Source organism: Desulfopila sp. IMCC35006 (assembly GCF_005116645.1).
Classification (GTDB): Bacteria; Desulfobacterota; Desulfobulbia; order Desulfobulbales; family Desulfocapsaceae; genus Desulforhopalus_A.
In genome coordinates, this window is record NZ_SWCM01000025.1 from 21,235 (window position 1) to 42,335 (window position 21,101).

Below are 21,101 nucleotides of genomic sequence, written 5' to 3' on the forward strand. Positions count from 1 at the left end.
TCTGCACCTGCCCCTCGTGATACTCCTTTTCCACCTCATCTATCCGATCGCCAAAACCTGCTTACTAAAATAATTTTTTGCATTGTATCATTCCGAAATGTCAATGCTATTTCATTAATCTTAGGCCTGTTTCAGCCACCAGTTGTCTTTGATGATAAAACATTATGAGAAATTTATAGGAGGTGATCGGTACCCTTAATATAGATGGCGTCGTAAAAACGCTTCATCTACTTCGTTGTTGCGAATTTCACGATCATTACGACGTACCCTGGTACGCCGAAACAATAGTGAAATTAACACGCCTCGTGTATGAAGTTTTTTACTTAGCCATCCTGAAATTTGGACTTTTTACGAGGGTAGTTACAAAGATTTTGCAGCCAATAGGTCAGGGATTGAGATGAATGCAAAGATTGGCCAACATGTTGCCAGCATATCGAATTACCAGGTGGATCTTCTGGCTGGTTGCCGGTATCTGGCAGAAAATGGAGGAGAAAGCGCTCTTGCCGCCGCATGTAAGGCTATGGCGGAGAGGGCAGATACCACCAGTCGACAGGACATTCTTAAAAAAGTAATAGAGTCCGCCCGGCAGCAGGGGCTGCGGACCTTGATCCTGCGGCCACAGGAAAAAGACTGGCCGGAAGCAGCCGGTCGTCTGCCGGTTGTCGCTGAACTGCTGACTGGCCGGTACCTTATCATCTCTGCCGTGGATATTGGCGCAGACGGGGTGCCGGTTTCCCTCACCCTGGCAGGGCAGCACGATGAGGCAGGCGATACGCCGTGCAAGATTTCCTTTACCGATTTTCGACAGCACAGCACCGGCGGGCTGCTGCGGTTTGAAAAAATCAACACCGCTTTGGTCTGTTTTTCGCTCGTCGCAAGAGAGCACAATATAGAACTCACCCAGGACCGTCTGCGGCATGAATATAATCTTGGATCTGAGGAAATCCTCAGCGATACGCTGCTGCGCATGGGCAAGGACCAGGGGTTGCGGGCCAAATTGCTGCAACTGGATTGGCTGGGGCTTCTGCATCTGCATAAAGCCTATCCGGCGATCGCCCGTTTGCAGGGCGGCCGCCATGTGGTCGTCGTCGGGGCTATCGGCGCGGAGACTGCCGGGCAGGAACCGGTAATTGGTTGTTATGACCCGCTGAACGGCGCTGGCGGCGGGCATGTGCGGCTGACCAGGGAGGAGTTTGAGTCGCTCTGGACCGGCGAAGTCTATATCTTTAAACGAGTCTATAAGCTCAGTGATGCAACGCAGCCATTCAGCCTGCGCTGGTTTATCCCGGAGATTCTGCGGCAGAAAACGGCTTTTGTCGATATTGCCATTGCGGTACTTTTTATTAACGCCATCGCCCTGATCACACCCATCTTTTTCCAGATTGTCATTGATAAAGTCCTGGTCAATCAGGCCTTCACCACCCTGCATGTGCTGGGGCTTGGCATGACGGTGATGCTGGTTGTCAACGGCTGTCTTGATTTTCTGCGCGACTACCTGCTGCTCCATGCCACCAACAAGATCGATCTGCGGGTCACCTCCCGGACCTTCCGCCATATGCTCAACCTGCCTCTCGACTTCTTTGAGCGGGTTACCGCCGGCGTCCTCACCAAACATATGCAGCAGACTGCCAACATTCGCGGGTTTCTTACCGGCAGTGTCTTTCTCACCATGCTTGAGGCGACGTCTCTGTTTGTTTTTCTGCCCTTTTTATTTTTTTACAGCTTTCAGCTGACCGCCATAGTCCTGGTTTTTACCTTGTTGATTGCCGCGGTGATACTGGTGCTCATCGCCCCTTTCAAACGCCGACTGAACGCCCTGTATGACGCAGAAGGGCACCGACAGGCAATGCTGGTGGAAACGATTAACGGCATGCCGACGGTTAAAGCCATGGCGATTGAACCCTTATTGCGCAGTCAGTGGGAACAGAAGGTGGCCCGGGCGATAAGCATGCAGTTTCGGGTGGGGAAGATTTCCATTACCGCCAAATCGCTGACCCAGCTGCTCGAGCGGTTAATGACGGTCATGCTCATCTGGGTGGGGGCGAACCAGGTCTTTGGCGGCGTGCTGAGCGTTGGTGCACTGATTGCTTTTCAGATGCTCGCCGGGCGGGTGACATCTCCTCTGGTTCGTCTGGTGGGGCTCATTCATCAGTATCAGGAGGCCGCGCTCTCGGTGGAAAAACTCGGGGTGGTGATGAACGCGAAACCGGAGTGGGGTGCCGACCGCCACGGTACCCGGCCGTCGATGAAAGGCGATATTGTTCTGGATCGGGTCAGTTTTCGTTACGCACCGGATCTGCCCAACGCCCTGCAGGAGATCTCCCTTACTATCCCTGCCGGCACGACTTTAGGTATCGTCGGCCCCAGCGGTTCCGGAAAAACGACCCTGACCCGGATGCTCCAGAAAGCGTATTTCCCATCGACCGGTACCATCAGGATCAATAACTGTTACCTCAATGAAATTGACACGGCGCACCTGCGGCGAAAGAGTGGCGTGGTGCTGCAGGAGAGTTTTTTATTCAGGGCCTCCGTGGCCGATAATATTCGGGCGGGCCAGGCAGGCGCGTCGCGGGAGCAGATCATCGAGGCGGCAATCCTGGCCGGGGCCGATGAGTTTATCGTCAAACTGCCCCACGGCTATGATACACAGCTTGAAGAAGGGGCGAGTAATCTGTCGGGTGGACAGCGGCAGCGGCTGGCCATCGCCCGGGCGCTGTTAACCCGCCCGGAAATCCTCATTTTGGATGAAGCCACCAGTTCGCTTGATCCGGAAAGCGAACGAATCGTTCGGGACAATCTGGCTAGAATTTCGCGGGGCCGGACGGTTTTAATCGTCTCCCACCGCTTATCCATGCTGAAAGATGCGGATAATATAATGGTGTTAGAAGGTGGCAATCTCGTCGGCTACGGCGCGCATCAGAGCCTGCTGCAGAATTGCCCTCTTTATAAGAAACTCTGGCAGCAGCAGATGGAGTTTAACTAGCGTATGCGAGGCAAAAAAATATCTCAGGAGGTTCTGGCGTATCAGCCGGATGCGGTCGAAATTGAAGAACGGTCGGTTCCCGGTCGAGTCCGCTGGGTGCTCTATGTTATTCTCGGCAGTCTTGCGGCGGTTGTGGTTGGTGCCGTTGTTTTCAAGGTGGACCGGATTGTCGTTGCCCAGGGCAAGCTTATCACCACTGCACCGACTATTGTTATCCAGTCTTTGCATACCGCGGTCATCAGATCGATCGACGTCCAGGTCGGCGACAGCGTGGAAAAGGGCCAGATCCTGGCAACGCTGGATTCGACCTTTGCCAGTGCCGATCTGACCCAGCTGACCAAAGAGGCGCAGGTCATCGGGACGCAGGTGCGACGGATTCAGGCTGAATTAAAAGGGAAACCTTTTGCGGCGCTCAAGGAAGAGGGTGAAGATGGACTGTTGCAGGAGCAGCTGTTTCGCCAGCGAAAAATTATCTTCAATCGCAACAAGCAGTTCAATGCCGAACGGATTGCCGCCCTGGAGGCGAAGCTTACGTTAAACAAGGTGCAGCATCAGGGCAAGGAGCGCCAGTTGAAGCTGCTGCGTGATGTGGAGGGGACGGTCGCCAGGGATCGACAAAAGGATACCGGGTATCGGCTCAGACTGTTGGACGCCCAGAAGAATAGATTTCAGACGGTCGATGAGATGGCCAGTTTAAGGGCTGAAGAGCAGGTCATTGTCCATGAACTGCAGCAGGCCAGGTCGGAATGGCGCAGATTTATAGAGGAACGCAGCGGCGAGCTGATGGAGCAGCAGGTTACCCTGCGCAATGAATTGGAAAAGGTGGTCGAGGAGATCAATAAGGCCAAACGGTTGCATGAGCTTGTCAGCCTGCGTGCGCCGCAGCCGGGAGTGGTCTTGCAGATGGCGGACCTGGCGGTCGGTTCGATTGCCCGGCAGGCAGAGCCACTGATCACTCTTGTTCCACTCAATAGCCGTATTGAAGTTGAGGTGAACGTCCCTGCCAGGGATATCGCCCGAATCCGCACCAATGATTCAGCCCGGGTCAAGCTTGATGCCTTCCCGTTCCAACGACACGACACCCTGCCGGGGAAAGTGCGGGTCATCAGCGAAGACAGTTTTCGGCTCAATGACCGGGGCGAGTCGCTGGCGCAGTCGCCTTCCGAGGCAGAAGACGCATTTTATCGGACGAGGCTCAGTCTGTTGTCGACGAAGCTGCGCAATGTTCCGCCGGGGTTTCGCCTGATGCCCGGCATGAAGGTCAGAACAGAAATTAAGGTCGGCAGCCGGTCGGTTATTTCGTATTTCCTGTATCCGATCATCCGGGTTTTTGACGAGAGTCTGCGCGAACCGTAAGGTGTCCCGATGCCCCTGTGCCACATGGGACCAGTGGGGACCCAACGCTTAATATTGTGGAGGATTATGCTCGATTTTACTGAGAAAACATCAATCTGTCGTCATGGAATGTATCTACTCTTCAGTGTTGCCCTGCTTCTCCAGCTGGGCGGATGCGGTTCCATAACAGGTATTCCTGCCCATGGCGGCGGCAAGCGTTTCGCCGTGGAACAGGAGTTGGTTGCAGCGGCGACCCGAGCAACGGTAAAGAAAATCGACCTGACAACAATACGCGGTAAAAAGGTCAATCTTTTTGTCAATGCCATCGGCGATACCGGCACTGGAAACATGGTTGGCGGTCGATATTCGCTGGTGTCGCAGCTCCGCGGCGATTATATCCAGACTCCCTCTGTTACAGAAAAATCAATCTATCCCCGTTATACCGCAACATCAACCGGCGGCTCAGGCACCCAGAGCGTGACGGAAACCCTGTTGCCGTCCTCCGAACAAAAAACCAGCCAGCAGAAGGGTGGCGGCGGGGAAGCACAGATCGGCCTGGAATATAAAGGATTAGGGTCCTACCAGAATTCAACGGAAATTTCGTCCGATGACCTCCAGTATCTTTCCGGCTTGCTGGAGAGCTATCTTTTTCTGCAGGGCGTCATCGTTGTGCCGCCCTCCGAGGCGGAGATTGATGTGTATATCACGGTCGATGTTTTCGGTACGGTGCGCACCAGGGTGGAATGGTTCCTGGCCAATAACGAAATATTGCGGGCCAAGACGGCACTCGAGGTCATGGCTGTCGAGCACCTCAGCGGCAAGCTGGTAATGGTGCCGCAGTCCGCAGCCATAGAGGCGGAATACAACGAGCAATATATCCTCTGGGCCGGCCCGGTGAGCATCACCAAATACCTGCGCAATGCGGAACCCTTGCTGGCGGATTTTTCAGAGCTGTCCACGCCGGAAGAGTCAGCGCAAAACGAGTCTCTGGGCATGGCCGCACAGGATGCAGCCATTCCGTATCCTTTCCAGTTTCAGATTGAACGATGGAAGAAGGATAATGAATAATTTCATGAGTAATAACCATGCTCCAAATCATGGCAGCGATGGTTTGGATGTTTGTGGTGTCCGTGACGATAAACGGAATTCTTCTCCCACGAACCTCAGCTCTATGGGAATATGCGGTGACCTTTGCACGGGACGCCGTAAACCCATCCCTGGGGGCTTGACCGCAGCCATCCAGGCTGCGGAACACCCGTGCAAAGGCCACCGCATATTCCCTGAACCTTCTGTGCTGAATATTAGGGGGAATCATAAACGGAAATGGAGGCTTGCTGTATGAAAACCCGGATGAAGAAGCGTTATGTGCTCGTACCTGCTGTAATCCTGGCTCTCCTCTTGCTTGGAAAAACCTTTTTCCCCTATCTGGTTTGGCTGCCGGCGATGAACGTCACTCAAACCTTATTAGGCTGGTGGCCGGCAAGTTGGAAGGAGGAAGTACTGCTGCATGATGGGGGCAAGATCATCGTGAAACGGTCACAGACAAGAGGAGGTCGTCATGAGATCGGTCAGGATGTGCCGGTAAACAAACATACCCTTTCCGTTGTCCTGCCCGAGTCCGGTAAAAAAATTACCTGGCAGACTACCATAGGACCTGATCTTGAGGATACCGAACTGCAGCCCCTGGCTCTCGATATCATAAGCGGAATCCCTTATCTCGTTACCACCCCGATGGGCTGTATCGCATATAACAAATGGAAACGTCCCAACCCGCCCTATGTATTCCTGAAATACAGCGACAATGACTGGCAGCAGATACCGGTTGATGAATTACCGCTGCAAATCACGAAAGCTAATATGGTTATCAGCGGTTTCCAGCTGAGAAGGGAAAGGTTGTTGTCACATCGTTTTGGCGTTGTACCGGCTGAAGAGATTACTCGGATCAATGAAGAGAGCAAACACAAGGAAGTGCAGTATTTGAAGGTTTTTGTTCGGGAACCCTTGGACGCCTCATTTATAGAGAACTTGTGCGAGAAAAGAGTCCTTTATAAAGGTTCGTGGATTCTACCTAATGATATTATTGGTCAAAAATTTATCGATAAGCAAAAGAAATGATAAAGAAATTAGGAGAGGAAAATGGTCACCACAATTGAATATGCTTTACTTGCAGGTTGCTCATACTATTCATCTCGCGATGCAAAAAATCGCTTTCCAGTTCCTAATGGATGGAATGTCTTGTCGAGAATTCCAGAAGATAGTTTGACTGGGTTTGAGGCTTCTGCATATAAAAATTCGCAGACAAACGAAATCGTAATCTCTTTTACTGGAACAAATGATTCGAGGGACTGGGTTACGAATACTTCCCTGGCAAACGGGGACACTTGTTCTCAGTTAAGGCAGGCCGCGCTATACTATTGTGAAGTCAAGGCAGCCAATCCAGATGCCACGATCACTCTCACTGGACATAGCCTGGGAGGCGGTCTGGCGTCCTTGATTGGAGTGTTTTTCAACAAACAGGCGGTAACGTTTAACCAGGCTCCATTTCGCAAGGCGGCTGATCCGGAAGCCGGAGGCTTGGCGGTAGCGGATGATCTTTATGAATATCTACAGGAACACAACGTTAGCGAAACCCTGCTACAACCATTGTTGAACTATAGCTCCCTTTATGACAGAGAGTTTCTTGTTACGAGTTTTAACACGCAGGGTGAGGTTTTGAGTTCTGCACCTGTAACGCTTTTTGACCGGATTGGTCAAGAGACCCAGATTTCGCACGGATCTCCAGATATTAGTGGAATCGACCTTCACTCAATGGCCCTGCTTACCACGTTTCTGCAAAACGAAAAGTTCCGTCAGGTCACCTTGAACTTGCCTGATTTGTTAAAGTTAGCATTTGATGACGAGTTGTACAGTTTCACCACAGACAAATCGAACACAACAAATGTCAATTTTCTGGAAAATCTGGTCCGTCATCAGGAAGGAATAGATGGTTTATCGAGTGATGGGATGCTGACCCGCTTCACCGAAGACATGGAGAAAATTGCCCAGCAGGGCGGTATGACCGTTGAAATCACGGCGGATTTGACCAAGGCGCTTATCGCCTTTGCCATGCAGGCCTATTACGAGGACAAACTTACGGCGAACGAGACGCTGTTCAACATCGATGGTGTGAGCGGTGGCATTCATTTTGATCGGACCAAGGTTTCCGATACCTTTACAGATGCCAAGGGATATACCTTCTTTAACGATTTCCTGCTGCGATATCCGGCCCAGGAACGGGCAGCAATCCTGGAAAAAGTCCCCGACCTTCAAGACTGGTATATCCAGGCTGGCATTCAGCCAATGACTGCCGTAGCCGGAGACAAATCCACCTTTATGCTTGGCGGAACCGGCATGGATAGGCTTACCGGCAGCGACCAGGCAGATATTCTGGTCGGCGGGGACGGAGCCGACATCCTCGATGGAGGCGCCGGTGATGATATCATGATAGGCGGTGCCGGTGTTGATACCTATGTCATAGATGGGCATGACCGGATTATCGACAGTGGCCAAAATAACATAATTTATAACAACGAATTGATCGCCGGCACCTTTGAAAAGGACAACGCGAGCGGTGCATACTGGTTCATCAGCGATACTGGAAATCCCGATGGCACACCCCAATACAGGCTGGAATTTCATTCACCGGGCCAACTCAACCTCAGTGCCGAAGACAGCATCACCTTTGCCAACCAGACCAGCGCGGCGGCATTTGCTGATAATGACTTTGGTTTCACCCTGAAGGAAGAGGACCCACAGGATTTTGACATGACCCTGACGGGTACGGTCAACTCTGATGTGATGGGGATTCTGGATATTGGCACTAATCCGGCAAATTGGCAATTGACGTATACATCGTTTCCGGCTGGAGCCACTTCAGCGACACCATTTTACAGTGAATACTTCACTTCTGCGGCACCTCGTCTCCAGGTAACCGGTGGTGATTCGGGCGATTTTTTGTTCGGTTTTGCCAGGCATGACGAAATTGCCGGCGGTGATGGCGGCGATATCATTTTTGGCTACATGGAGTATTGGAATAATAAAGAGATAACACTGACGGGTGAGCTTGAAGGGGATCTGCTTGACGGTGGGAACGGTGGCGACTGGATCCAGGGCACCGGTGGAGCCGATCAGATTGTCGGTGGTGAAGGTATTGATTTTCTATCAGGGTTTGATGGCGATGACATTATCAGGGGGGATGCGGGCAATGATGTTCTGGCCGGCGGCTCACATGCGGATACCCTCTCTGGCGGAGATGGGGATGACATCCTGCTTGGTGAAGGTTATTTCACAGGCTCGATGGCACTCAGCCTGGATAATCTGTCATACCTTGGCGTCGATTTTACCGCCTCTGAATCCGGATATTACACGGGATATGTCTCCAGGAATTTCACGATCAACAATAATGCCCCCAACGGGGGCGACGATATTCTGTGGGGCCGTGCTGGCCGGGATTGGCTTGACGGCGGGGTGGGAGACGATATGCTCGATGGCGGCACCGAGAGCGATACCCTCCTCGGCGGTGATGGTGACGACTGGTTATACGGTGGAGCCGGCAATGACTGGTTGATAGGTGATAATGGAGATTTGACCGGTTCCGGTAATGATTACCTCTCTGGCGGAGATAACGATGACGTGCTCTATGGTTTGGCTGGGGATGATATTCTTGATGGTGGTTCCGGTCATGACATTCTCTTTGGCTGTGACGGTATAGACGAGCTTTATGGAGGGGATGGAAATGATTGGCTGAGGGGGCAAAACGGTAATGATCTGCTTTATGGTGGCGCGGGGGATGACCTTCTTGGCGGTCAGACTTCTGCAGAGGAAGGCAATGATGTGCTCGTTGGGGGATTGGGCAATGATAGGCTTTCGGGAGGGTTTGGCGATGATATTTATGTGTTTAACATAGGCGACGGCCAGGATCGTATAGATAACCGCGATGTTAATGGAACTAATGATACGATAGCTTTTGGAGCCGGCATTACTCTGAATAGTATAAACAAAGCAAGTAAATACTTTGATGATCTAATTCTTTCAATTGGAACAGCCGGCGATCAGATAACTATAAGCAGCTGGTTTATGAGCCCGGATTACCACGTTGACCATTTCACATTCTCAGATGGCACAGAAAGAAACGCCGACAATATCTTGGCAGGACTGCCATTATATCAAGACGGCACTTCGGGAAACAATCTTTTGGAGGGAACTGATGGCACTGACATCATTAGCGGATTAGCTGGTCGAGACACGCTAAAAGGGTATGGTGGAGATGATATTCTCTCAGGAGATGGAGGTAATGACACCCTTTCTGGCGGTGCCGGGGATGATATCTTTCTATTCAACCTTGGTGACGGTCAAGATGTCATCATGGGTGATGAAGTAGACGGTCTCGACACTATTGCCTTCGGTGCAGATATAACCTCGTCTGATCTGCAATTTTCTTTGACGACAGATAATTATTCTGATTTAACAATTTATGTTGGTGAGGGTGGAGAGCAAATCAGGCTCGCTGATTTTTATATGTTTGATGATTATTCCCCAGTGAGAGCTCATACGGCTTATAGTATTGACCAGTTCAAGTTTACCGATGGTGCGGTGTTGAGCCTTAATGAATTAATGGCACAACAGCCAGTAATCGGTACGGAAAACCCCGATATTTTTTATGGCGCAGGTGTTGATAATGACTGGGTTAAAGGTGAAGCAGGGGATGATTTTTTAAACGGTGGTTACGGCGATGATATTCTTGAAGGAGGTACAGGAAACGACACTCTAAACGGAGGAGCGGGGGATGATATCTTCTGCTTTAACTCTGGTGATGGCCAGGATTCAATCCTGATTGGGGATCTCAATGGGGATGACACTGTTGCCTTTGGACCTGATATTAGCCTGGCCGATATTAATAAGGCCACAAAAGACGGTCATAATTTGGTGCTTTCGGTCGGAGCGGATACTGATCAATTAACCCTGTACGATTGGTTTTACGGTTGCAAGGTAGAGCATTTCACCTTTGCTGATGGCACAAAACGAGATGCCAGCAACATCTTACAGGGAATGCCGTTATATCAAAATGGCATGGGATACCTGGCGGGAGAGGATGATAAGAACGACATCATAACCGGCGGCAGTATTATCGAAGGTTTTGGCGGAGATGATGTACTTGAAGGGGGAATAGGATCGAGCCTTCTTCGAGGTGGAGCGGGTAATGATATAATTGTGTTCAATCTTGGGGATGGTAAACATACCGTAGAGTGTGACGACCCTCTCGGCATTGATACTTTGGCCTTTGGCGAAGGGATCGCTCTGAAAGACCTCAAAATAGAAGAAAATCAAACCAGTACCGGCAATTTAGTGATCAATGTGGGCACTGGGGGAGACCAGGTGATCTTATACTACTGGTATGATACCAGCAGGTTGGCAAATCGATATGATCTTATTAGCTTTGCTGATGGTACGGTATTGACTTTTGATGAATTTTTAGCGCGACAACCAATAGATGGGACGGATGGTGATGATAAAATGTCTGGGGTTGGAACGAACAACGATTGGTTCAATGGGGGAGATGGAAATGATACTTTGTTGGGCAATGACGGCGACGATATTTTAGATGGAGGTGCGGGGAATGACAACCTTCAGGGCGGTGACGGTCTGGACACTATGTATGGTGGTCTCGACAACGATCGTCTTCGAGGTGGTGTTGGTGCCGACACTTTAGATGGAGGTGATGGGGTAGATATTGCGGATTACCGGGATTCGACCACGGCAATTGCCGTTGATCTGGGTACAGGGACGGCCAGTGGTGGAACCGCAGAAGGAGATACCCTGCTGTCGATAGAGAAGGTCTACGGCACCGGATATAACGACACCCTGGTCGGCAATGGTGAAGCCAACACCCTGCTTGGGTATGATGGTGATGATATGCTCTTTGGCAATGATGGTAACGACACCCTTCGCGGCGGCGATGGCCAGGATACCTTATATGGCGATTTGGGTAATGATGTCCTCCGCGGTGGTGACGGCGCAGATGTTCTCGATGGTGGCGATGGCCGGGACAGCGCGGATTATCGTGATTCAGCCACGGCGGTAGCGGTGGATCTGCTTGCCGGGACGGCCGGTGGCGGAACCGCTGAGGGTGATACTCTGTTGTCGATAGAAAATATCTACGGCACCGGATATAACGACACCCTGGTCGGCAATGGTGAAGCCAACACCCTGCTTGGGTATGATGGCGATGATATGCTCTTTGGCAATGATGGTAACGACACCCTTCGCGGCGGCGATGGCCAGGACACCTTATACGGCGGTTTGGGTAACGATGTCCTCCGTGGCGGCACTGGCGGGGATATCCTCGATGGTGGCGATGGCCGTGACAGCGCCGATTATCGTGATTCAGCCACGGCGGTAGGGGTGGATCTGCTTGCCGGGACGGCCAGTGGCGGAACCGCCGAAGGCGATAGCCTGCTGTCAATAGAGAATGTCTATGGTTCAAACTATAAAGACATTCTGGTTGGTGGGGCAGAAAATAATACGCTGCTTGGTTTTGGGGGAAATGATCTGCTGCAAGGCCTTGACGGGAGTGATGTCCTCAAGGGCGGCGATGGTGATGATGAGTTGCGCGGTGGTCTCGGGAAGGATAATTTATCCGGGGGTCTCGGTAACGACACCTTTGTATTTGACAGTGTTTTGAATGCGGGCACCAATAAAGACACGATTGTCGATTTCACCGTTGATCAAGATAAAATATTGTTGGATAAAAGTATCTTTAGTGCCTTTCTCGCGGAAGGCAGCCTTGCTGCTGTCAACTTTCACTCCAGCACAACGGGTATAGCAGCCGATGAAAATGACTTCATCCTCTACAATACAACTACTGGAGCACTGTTGTATGATAACGATGGCAATGGGCAGGGGGTTGCCGTTGAGTTTGCCGTGCTGACCTCCAAACCACTGGTAAATGAAAATAATTTCGTAATCGCCTCGCTGTAATTGACGGACAGAGCAGGGATATAAATAGAGAGTGGTTTTTCCATATAGCCGGGAAAAACACTCTTTATTTTTTGTGATTACCACTAAAGTTCAGCTTGGAACGTTCAGAGGGATATGAGGTGCCCTTTGCACGGGACGCCATAAACCCATCCCTGGGGGCTTGACCGCAGCCATCCAGGCTGCGGAACACCCGTGCAAAGGGCACCTCATATCCCCATGTAGCTGAACTTTAGTGGTAAGCACATTTTTTTTGAGCGTTCCGGTTATGACCAGCAGCAAGTGGCTGAACACCATCGAACGCCTTCCCGCCAGGAACATTGCCTACCTGCCCGCAAAATAACCCTGCAGCGCAGCAATAATCAGCAGTCCCCATCCTGCCATCAGCACGAATCCACCAAGGGGCGTGAGAAAACCAAAGGGTTGGATGGAGATAAAGCTCTTGGTCAGGACCGTTCCCTGGAAAAGGATGGAGCCAAGCAAAAAAGCCCAGCCGGCGTGGTGGTATTTCCCCTCGGGGAAGAGGTGGCAGAGGATGGCTATACCGATCAGCGCCAGGCCGTGGAATAACAGATAATCGGCTGCGAGGTTGAAATTATCGAGTTTGCCGCGAGCCTCCAGCAACTGCAGCAGGGCATGGGCACTGAGTGATCTGGCTACAACCCCTGTAAGAGCCAGGAGGGAACCGAACGCTATAAACAGCTGAGTCATCGTCTTACCTTCATAGTTATAATTTCTGCACCGTCACATTTCCTGGAAAAGAGTAGTCTATTTGCAAAGACCTGTACAAGCAAAAAGGTACAGACCGGCAATCCTCCCTGTCGTCATACTTTACGTAAAAGTCTAATTATTATGGCATGATTTGCAGGGTCGGCGCGAGGGGAAAAGGTCGCTTTCTGGAAATGAATGGGCTCAGCTGTTCTTTTGGGTAACGCGTTGTTATAGTACTATAAAGAATCTTTGCTGAGAGAATTGCCGCCTGGGTTTATGTCATCGTTTACCAAGATGGATGATGTAAAATAACCAACCATTTGATGTTGACTTAAACGTTAAGGTAATGTATACATTCCTGATGAGTGTTACTTAACGTAAACGTTATGCGTGACGTGTCGGTTTGAACAGTTCTTGGGGAGAAAGGAAAGTATGAATATCATGTCCTATCAATCGATCCCGGCAATTCTTAAAGATAATGCCCGCAAGTACGGCAAGAGAACCGCGATCAGCTATAAACAGAAGGGAGTGTATCTGTCCCTGACCTATGAGGAGTTTTATGAGCGGGTCCTGATGCTGGCGCGAGGGCTGCAGAAATACGGCGTATTGCCGGGCGATAAGGTGGCCATCTTTTCGGAGAACCGTCTTGGCTGGGCCATCTCGGATTTCGGCATCCAGAGCGTCGGTGGTATTACCGTACCTATCTATGCAACCAATACCGGCAAGCAGGCGGCCTATGTCCTCAATCACTCTGAGGCGAGTGTTGTCTTCTGCTCAACCAAGGGCCAGTATGAAAAGCTCTATTCCGTAAAGGACCAGATTCCGGATGTCGAGCTGGTTGTTTCCTATGAGCGGTTCCTCGGGCATCGCTCCTTCCCGGTCTATACCCAGTACCAGTTATCCGAGGTGGAAACTCCCCTGTCTCTGGAAGATACGCAGCAGATCGAAAAGCAGATTGATACCATAACCCAGGATGACCTTATCACCATCATCTACACCTCGGGAACAACCGGGGTGCCCAAGGGCGTGCTCCTCAGCCAGCGTAATATCATGATCAATGCCGAGTATGGCGCCAGGCAGCTCGGCATGCCGCTCAAAGATGAAACCACTCTCAGTTTTCTGCCGCTCAGCCATGTTCTTGAACGGACCGGCGGGTATTATTCGACCCTGATGCATGGCAACCATATCGCCTTTGCCGAAAAACCTGCCGCAGTCATGGAGAACATGGTGGAGGTTCGTCCGACATCCATGGTCAGTGTTCCCCGGTTGTTCGAGAAGATCTATGCCAAGGTGTATGAAAGCGTGAACAAGATGCCGCCATGGCGGCAAAAGATTTTTTACAAGGCGGTTGAGGTGGGTCGGGAGTATGTCAATAAAAAATATGTTTCCTGCGAACCCCTTGGTCTGCTGAATATACAGTACAAATTCTTTGATAAGCTGGTCTTTAAGAAAATCCGCGATAAATTTGGCGGCAGGCTGCGTTTTTTTCTTTGTGGCGGGGCGCCGCTTGACAAAACCATCAACGAATTCATGTGGATTATCGGTCTGCCGGTTTTCAGCGGTTATGGCCTGACCGAAACCAGCCCCGTCGTTGCCTTGAGCGGTGTCGGGATGGTGCGCTTCGATTCCGTCGGCAAGGCTGTGCTCGAGACAGAGCTGAAGCTCGCCGAAGATGGAGAGCTGCTGGTCAAGGGACCGCAGGTGATGCTGGGGTATTATAAAAACGATGAAGCCACCATGGAGAGCTTTGAAGATGGCTGGTTCAAGACCGGCGATATTGCCACCATCGATGAGGAGGGCTTTGTCTATATTGTTGATCGTAAAAAAGAGTTGATCATTACTGCCGGCGGCAAAAACATTGCACCCCAGCCGATCGAGAATGAGCTGAAGCTCGACAAATATATCTCCCAGGCCATTGTCTTCGGCGACCGCAAGCCGTATCTGGTTGCCATCATTACACCGAATATCGAACAGGTAATCGATTTTGCCAGGGAGCAGAAGATCAGCTATATCGATGTCGAGGAGCTGGTGGTCAATGCCCAGGTTAAAGAACTTTATGCCAATCGTATCAAGGAGTTGAACAAGAGTTACCCGCCGTATAAGACGATAAAATACTTTGCACTTGTACTGAATGATTTCTCGATCGAAGGCGGAGAGCTGACCCCCACTTTGAAATTGAAACGCAAGTTTATCCTCGACAAATACCGAGGTGTCGTTGAGGACCTGTATCTATCTAAAGGCGAAGGGATTATTGCCCCGCAGATCAAAAATTAATGGAGAGACAACATGAGGCAAATCAATAAAGTAGCCGTACTTGGCGCCGGAGTCATGGGAGCGACCATTGCCGCCCATCTGGCCAATGCGGGATTGGAAATTCTTTTGCTTGATATCGTGCCGAAGGGATTGGACAAACAGGAAGAGGCAAAAGGCTTGACACTGGACAACCCCCTCGTACGCAACCGTATCGCCCGGAATGGTCTGCAGGGTCTGTTGAAGATGCGGCCCGCACCTTTTTACCTGAAGGACTATGCATCACAGATCCAGGTCGGTAATCTGGAGGATGACCTGGAAAAATTAAAGAGCTGTGACTGGATTATCGAGGTCGTCATCGAATATATGCCGATCAAACTCGATCTGCTCAAAAAAATCGTGCCCAATCTGGCACCAGGTGCCATTCTGACGACCAATACCAGTGGTCTCTCTGTAAATGAGATGGCGGCGGTATTGCCCGCTGAGCTGCGCAAAAATTTTCTGGCCACCCATTTTTTCAATCCGCCGCGCTATATGCGTCTGATGGAAATCGTTCCGTGCACGGAGACCGACCCGGTGGTCATGAACGGACTGGCCGATTTTATCAGCAAACGGCTGGGCAAGGGGATCGTTTATGCCAAGGATACCACCAATTTCATCGCCAACAGGATCGGCACCTATGCCATCTATAAAGGCATCCAGCATATGGTCGAGATGGGGATGACGGTGGAGGAAGTCGATTCGGTTGCCGGTCCCGCAACAGCGCGGCCCAAAAGTGCGGCCTTCAGGACGGCGGATCTGGTCGGTCTTGACACCCTCGGTCATGTCGGCACCAACTCCCATGATCTCTTGCCGGACGATGAAGAGCGCGGGGTGTTCAAGATGCCCGATTTCATGAAAAAGATGATCGACGCCGGACAGCTCGGTAACAAAACCAAACAGGGCTTCTACAAAAAGGATGTGGTCGACGGCAAGAAACAGATCTTCTATTACGACTATGTCAGCGGCGAGTACAAACCGCTTGCCAAGCCGAAGTTTGCCTCGGTGCAGATGGTCAAGCAGGTGGACGATCCGGCTCAGAAGGTGAAAATGGTGGTTTCGGCAAAAGATAAAGGCGCCGAATTTGCCTGGAAGAGTCTTCGTGACACCTTGATCTACACCGTCAACCGTATCCCCGAGATAGCCGATGATGTGGTCAATGTCGACAACGCCATGCGCTGGGGTTTTAACTGGGAGATCGGGCCGTTTGAGATGCTTGACGCGATCGGCGTGGCGGCATTTGTCAAACGGGCGGAAAAGGACGGCCTCAAGGTTCCGGAAAGTTTGCAGGGGGTGGAGAGCTTCTATCGCTTCAGCGCAACAGGCCAGAAAGAATACTTTGATTTTGCCACCAGAACCTACCTCCCGGTACCGGTGAAAGAGGGCCAGATCCAGCTGCAGATCCTCAAAAAAGCCGGCAAGGTGGTTGAGAAAAATGCCAACTGCTCGGTGGTCGATCTTGGTGACGGGGTGTTCGGTTTTGAGTTCCACTCGAAGATGAACTCCATCAGCGGCGATATCCTGGCCATGACCCATAAGGCCATCAAACGCGCAGAAGAAGAAGGCGTTGGCCTGGTCATCGGCAACCATGGCACCAATTTTTCGGTGGGCGCCAACCTGATGATGGTCGCCGTCGCTCTGGCCGAAGGCGCTTACGATGATATTGCCATGGCGGTCAAGGCCTTTCAGAAGGCGACCATGGCGGTCAAATACGCCAAGGTGCCGGTGGTCAGCGCACCCTTTGGCATGACGCTTGGAGGCGGAGCGGAGTTTTGCCTGCATTCCGATGGTATCAATGCCCACGCCGAGACCTATATGGGCCTGGTTGAGATTGGCGTCGGGCTGCTTCCCGCTGGCGGCGGCACTAAAGAGATGAGTCTGCGGTCCATTGAGCTTGCGCAAAAGAACAAAACAGACGTACAGCCGTTTATCTTTAAAAACTTCGAGCAGCTCGCCATGGCCAAGGTTTCCATGGGCGCGGCAGAACTGTATGGCATGGACTATATGCGCCACGGTGACTCGATCAGCATGGATATTGACAGACTGATCGGCGATGCCAAGCAAAAGGTCCTGGCGCTGGCGGTCAACTATCGGCCGAAGCGTCCGGCGGAAAACATTCCGGCTCCCGGTCGGGGGATAGCTGCCGCTATCAAGAGCCAGCTGTGGAATATGCAGATGGGTAATTTTATAACCGAATATGAGGCCGAAATGGGCACGATCATTGCCCAGGTAATGTGCGGCGGCGATGTCAATCCCGGCACTCTTATTAGCGAGGAGTATCTGTTGCAGCTCGAGAGGGAAAACTTCCTGAAACTCTGCGGCAATAAAAAGACTGCCGAGCGAATCCAGCATATGCTGAAAACCGGCAAGCCGCTGCGCAACTAAGCCACTACCTTACCCATTATTGGAGAATTGATATGAAAAAAGCATATATACTTGCCAGTTACCGAACTCCTGGCTGCAGGGCAAACAAAGGAAAATTTAAAGATACGCGGCCGGACGAATTAGCGTCACTGGCAATAAAAGGGCTGATTGAACGTACCGGAATCGATCCGGCGTCGGTGAACGATGTCTACCTTGGCTGTGCCTTTCCCGAAGCCGAGCAAGGCATGAACATTGGCCGGGTGGCCTCTATGCGAGCCGGGCTGCCGATAGAGGTTCCGGGCCAGACCATCAATCGTTTCTGTTCTTCCGGCCTGCAGTCCATCTCGCTTGCCGCCGAGCGGGTGATGTGCGGCTTTGCCGACTGCATTGTCGCCGGCGGGGTCGAGTCAATGTCCTGTGTACCCCTTGGCGGTCTCAAGTACAGTGCCAATCCGGGTCTGATGGTTGACTGGCCGGAGGCCTTCTCCTCCATGGGAATCACCGCCGAGCTGGTCGCCGAACGATACGGTATTGATCGACTGGCGATGGACACCTTTGCCGCCGCCAGTAACGCTAAAGCCGCTGCTGCCATCGAAGCGGGACGGTTCACCGATGAGATCATTCCGGTGGAAATCGAAAAGGATATGCTGGTTGACGGCAAGATGAAAAAAGTCAAGGAGCTGGTGACCGTCGATGATGGTGTCAGGGCCGGTTCGACGGTGGAAAGCCTGGGCAAGGTGCGACCGGCCTTTAAGGTGGGCGGCCCGGTTACCGCCGGCAACTCGTCGCAGATGACCGACGGCGCCTCTGTTGCGCTGGTTGTCTCGGAAGAATACCTGGAAAAAATCGGTAAAAGCCCGATGGCCCGTTTTCTCGCCTTTGCCGCCACCGGCTGCGCCCCTGAAGTTATGGGTATCGGTCCGATCACCGCCATCCCGGCCGCTCTGAAGCTGGCTGGAGTGAAGTTGGAAGATATCCAGCTGATCGAATTGAACGAAGCCTTTGCTGCTCAGGCGCTGGCGGTTATCAAAACCCTCGGCCTTAACAAGGACATCATTAATGTGAACGGCGGGGCCATCGCTCTTGGTCATCCCCTGGGATGTACCGGTGCGAAACTGACCACCACCCTGCTGCATGAGATGGGCCGAAGAAAACTGCGCTATGGATTGGTTTCCATGTGTATTGGCGGGGGGATGGGTGCCGCCGGCGTGTTCGAGAAAATGTAGAATTATCCAGCAGCACTCCACCTGTGCACGGTCAGGCTGGTCCACATAGGAGTACTATAGTGATCCAGCCTGCCTGCACGCATCTGGAGCACTGCTGAACAATTTGCCAAATATAAAAAGTTTATAATATTCTGATGAGGTGACAAGAATGGCTGAGAAAATACTCAACGGCGGCGAATATCTGATTGCGGAAACTCCCTGTGAGGATGTCTTTACCCCGGAAGATTTTACCGATGAACAGCGCCAGATGGGCGAGACGACCGAGCAGTTTATTGCAGGCGAGATCGTCCCGCATATTGAAGAGATTGACAAACAGAATTTTGACATCGTCGTCAACGGAATGAAAAAATGCGGCGAGCTGGGGTTGCTTATGATGGATGCCCCGGAGGAATACGGCGGACTCGAGCTGGATAAGGCGTCGACCATGCTGGTGAGCGAGAAGATTTCTTTCGGCGGCTCTTTCTCCGTGGCCTACTCGGCACATACCGGAATAGGAACGCTGCCTCTGGTCTATTACGGGACACCTGCGCAGAAAGACAAATACCTGGGAAAAATCATTTCCGGCGAGTGGTGTGCCGCCTACTGTCTGACCGAGCCCGGTTCGGGCAGTGACGCCCTTGGTGCCCAGGCGACCGCGGTGCTGTCCGAAGACGGCAAGCACTACATCCTGAACGGTACCAAACAGTTTATCACCAATGGCGGTTTTGCTCAGCTCTATACCATTTTTGCCAAGATCGATAAACAGCATTTCACCGCCTTTCTGGTGGAAAAAAGTTTTCCGGGCTTGATCGTCGGACCGGAAGAGAAAAAGCTAGGTATCAAAGGGTCGTCGACCACCCAGATCATTCTCGATAACTGCAAGGTGCCGGTGGAAAACCTGCTGGGTGAAAAAGGTAAAGGTCATAAGATCGCCTTCAACGTCCTCAATATTGGCCGCTTTAAATTGGGCGCGGGCGTTACCGGTGCGTCGAAGATGGCTTTTGCCGAAGGTGTTAAATACGCCAACGAACGTAAACAGTTCAATACCCCGATCAGTCAGTTTGGCGCCATTTCCCAGAAAATTGCCGATCTGACCGCCCATATCTTTGCCTCGGAATCGCTGGTGTATCGCCTTGCCGGACTGCTTGACGAAAAAATAGCCACCATCGAAAAGGGTATCGACAACTATTATGACGAATACCTGAAAGGCATTGAAGAATATGCCTCGGAATGCGGCATCGCCAAGGTGTTCTGCAGTGAAGTCCTGGCCAAAACCGTCGACGAGGTTCTCCAGATCCACGGTGGGTATGGTTTTGTCGCCGATTATCCGGCGGAGCGTTTCTATCGCGACGAACGAATTAACCGTATCTTTGAGGGAACCAACGAGATCAACCGTCTGCTCATTCCCGGCATGATCCTGCGCAAGGCAATGAAGGGCGAGCTGCCATTGCAGGCCAAGGCCATGAAAGCCTTTGAGTCGTTGATGACACCAAGCTTTGAAGAGCTCGATGAGTCCATCCTGTTTGCCAAGGAAAAAGCCCTGATCACCAACCTGAAGACGCTGTTTCTGATCCTCTCCGGCGCCGGGGTACAGAAGTTCATGGATAAGCTGGCCAATGAGCAGGAAATCCTCATGGCTGCCGCCGATATTGCTATCCAGATCTTTGCCCTGGAGAGCACGGTCCTGCGCGCAGAGAAGAACTATGGAAAAGTGAGCGCGGCAAAACAGGAACTGCTGCAGGCTGCGGTCAAGATTTTTGCCTTCGACGCCTCCGAGACGGCCGGCAGTGCGGCAAGAAAAGGCGCCTTTTATATCGAGGAAGGCGATACGCTGACCATGATTCTCTCCGGAATCAGACGTTTTGCCAAGTACGATGCAACCGGTCTGCTCGCTGCTAAGCGGACCCTGGCCAAGGCCGCCTGTGAAGCTGAAAAGTATATATTTTAGTGAATTAGAAATTCTTTCCTTGTGCTGTTTACAAGGAAAGAATTTCGTGAATGAACTTATCCCGCAATGCTGTTGGGCGGGGTTAGTGACTAACCACTAATCCTCTTGTGCCGTTTACAAGGAAAGAATTTCGTGAATGAACTTATCCCCGTCAAGCGAGGACTAAACAGAGTCCCGCAATGCTGTTGGGCGGGGTTAGTGACTAACCACTAATCCTCTTGTGCTGTTTACAAGGAAAGAATTTCGTGAATGA

General features: G+C 51.6%; 10 protein-coding genes. 9 read left to right on the top strand and 1 reads right to left on the bottom strand.

Annotation, left to right across the window (positions count from 1 at the left end):
- The first annotated feature begins 397 nt into the window (after positions 1–397).
- From FCL47_RS23460 to FCL47_RS25245, 5 genes are all read left to right on the top strand, one after another.
- Positions 398–2,983 (top strand): peptidase domain-containing ABC transporter, encoded by a 2,586-nt coding sequence (locus tag FCL47_RS23460; protein ID WP_205747422.1) that lies wholly within the window; start codon positions 398–400, stop codon positions 2,981–2,983.
- Between the two features lie 3 nt (positions 2,984–2,986).
- Positions 2,987–4,339 (top strand): HlyD family type I secretion periplasmic adaptor subunit, encoded by a 1,353-nt coding sequence (locus FCL47_RS23465; protein ID WP_136816159.1) that lies wholly within the window; start codon positions 2,987–2,989, stop codon positions 4,337–4,339.
- Between the two features lie 66 nt (positions 4,340–4,405).
- Positions 4,406–5,386, top strand: coding sequence for an adhesin (locus tag FCL47_RS23470; RefSeq protein ID WP_136816160.1), 981 nt, complete (start codon positions 4,406–4,408; stop codon positions 5,384–5,386).
- A gap of 270 nt (positions 5,387–5,656) precedes the next feature.
- Positions 5,657–6,433 (top strand): hypothetical protein, encoded by a 777-nt coding sequence (locus FCL47_RS23475; protein ID WP_136816161.1) that lies wholly within the window; start codon positions 5,657–5,659, stop codon positions 6,431–6,433.
- A 21-nt stretch (positions 6,434–6,454) separates the two neighbouring features.
- Positions 6,455–12,334, top strand: coding sequence for a calcium-binding protein (locus FCL47_RS25245; protein WP_136816162.1), 5,880 nt, complete (start codon positions 6,455–6,457; stop codon positions 12,332–12,334).
- A gap of 321 nt (positions 12,335–12,655) precedes the next feature.
- On the opposite strand, the gene FCL47_RS23485 is transcribed toward FCL47_RS25245, so the two are convergent.
- On the bottom strand, positions 12,656–13,042 hold the full coding sequence (locus tag FCL47_RS23485) for a DUF423 domain-containing protein (RefSeq protein ID WP_136816163.1): 387 nt from the start codon (positions 13,040–13,042) through the stop codon (positions 12,656–12,658).
- A 432-nt stretch (positions 13,043–13,474) separates the two neighbouring features.
- Here FCL47_RS23485 and FCL47_RS23490 point away from each other — a divergent pair, with 432 nt between their 5' ends.
- From FCL47_RS23490 to FCL47_RS23505, 4 genes are all read left to right on the top strand, one after another.
- On the top strand, positions 13,475–15,316 hold the full coding sequence (locus tag FCL47_RS23490) for a long-chain fatty acid--CoA ligase (protein ID WP_136816164.1): 1,842 nt from the start codon (positions 13,475–13,477) through the stop codon (positions 15,314–15,316).
- 12 nt (positions 15,317–15,328) lie between these two features.
- The gene (locus FCL47_RS23495; protein ID WP_136816165.1) at positions 15,329–17,716 is read left to right on the top strand and encodes a 3-hydroxyacyl-CoA dehydrogenase/enoyl-CoA hydratase family protein; all 2,388 of its coding nucleotides are present in this window, start codon (positions 15,329–15,331) and stop codon (positions 17,714–17,716) included.
- Positions 17,717–17,748: 32 nt separating this feature from the next.
- Entirely contained in the window at positions 17,749–18,921 is a 1,173-nt protein-coding gene (locus FCL47_RS23500) for a thiolase family protein (RefSeq protein WP_136816166.1), read from the top strand.
- A gap of 148 nt (positions 18,922–19,069) precedes the next feature.
- Complete coding sequence (locus FCL47_RS23505) at positions 19,070–20,848, top strand: acyl-CoA dehydrogenase family protein (RefSeq protein ID WP_136816167.1); 1,779 nt, start codon at positions 19,070–19,072, stop codon at positions 20,846–20,848.
- Positions 20,849–21,101 lie beyond the last annotated feature (253 nt).

Coding starts and splice junctions, on each gene's coding strand:
- FCL47_RS23460 (WP_205747422.1), top strand. CDS start 398: ATGAATGCAAAGATTGGCCAACATGTTGCCAGCATATCGAATTACCAG.
- FCL47_RS23465 (WP_136816159.1), top strand. CDS start 2,987: ATGCGAGGCAAAAAAATATCTCAGGAGGTTCTGGCGTATCAGCCGGAT.
- FCL47_RS23470 (WP_136816160.1), top strand. CDS start 4,406: ATGCTCGATTTTACTGAGAAAACATCAATCTGTCGTCATGGAATGTAT.
- FCL47_RS23475 (WP_136816161.1), top strand. CDS start 5,657: ATGAAAACCCGGATGAAGAAGCGTTATGTGCTCGTACCTGCTGTAATC.
- FCL47_RS25245 (WP_136816162.1), top strand. CDS start 6,455: ATGGTCACCACAATTGAATATGCTTTACTTGCAGGTTGCTCATACTAT.
- FCL47_RS23485 (WP_136816163.1), bottom strand. CDS start 13,042: ATGACTCAGCTGTTTATAGCGTTCGGTTCCCTCCTGGCTCTTACAGGG.
- FCL47_RS23490 (WP_136816164.1), top strand. CDS start 13,475: ATGAATATCATGTCCTATCAATCGATCCCGGCAATTCTTAAAGATAAT.
- FCL47_RS23495 (WP_136816165.1), top strand. CDS start 15,329: ATGAGGCAAATCAATAAAGTAGCCGTACTTGGCGCCGGAGTCATGGGA.
- FCL47_RS23500 (WP_136816166.1), top strand. CDS start 17,749: ATGAAAAAAGCATATATACTTGCCAGTTACCGAACTCCTGGCTGCAGG.
- FCL47_RS23505 (WP_136816167.1), top strand. CDS start 19,070: ATGGCTGAGAAAATACTCAACGGCGGCGAATATCTGATTGCGGAAACT.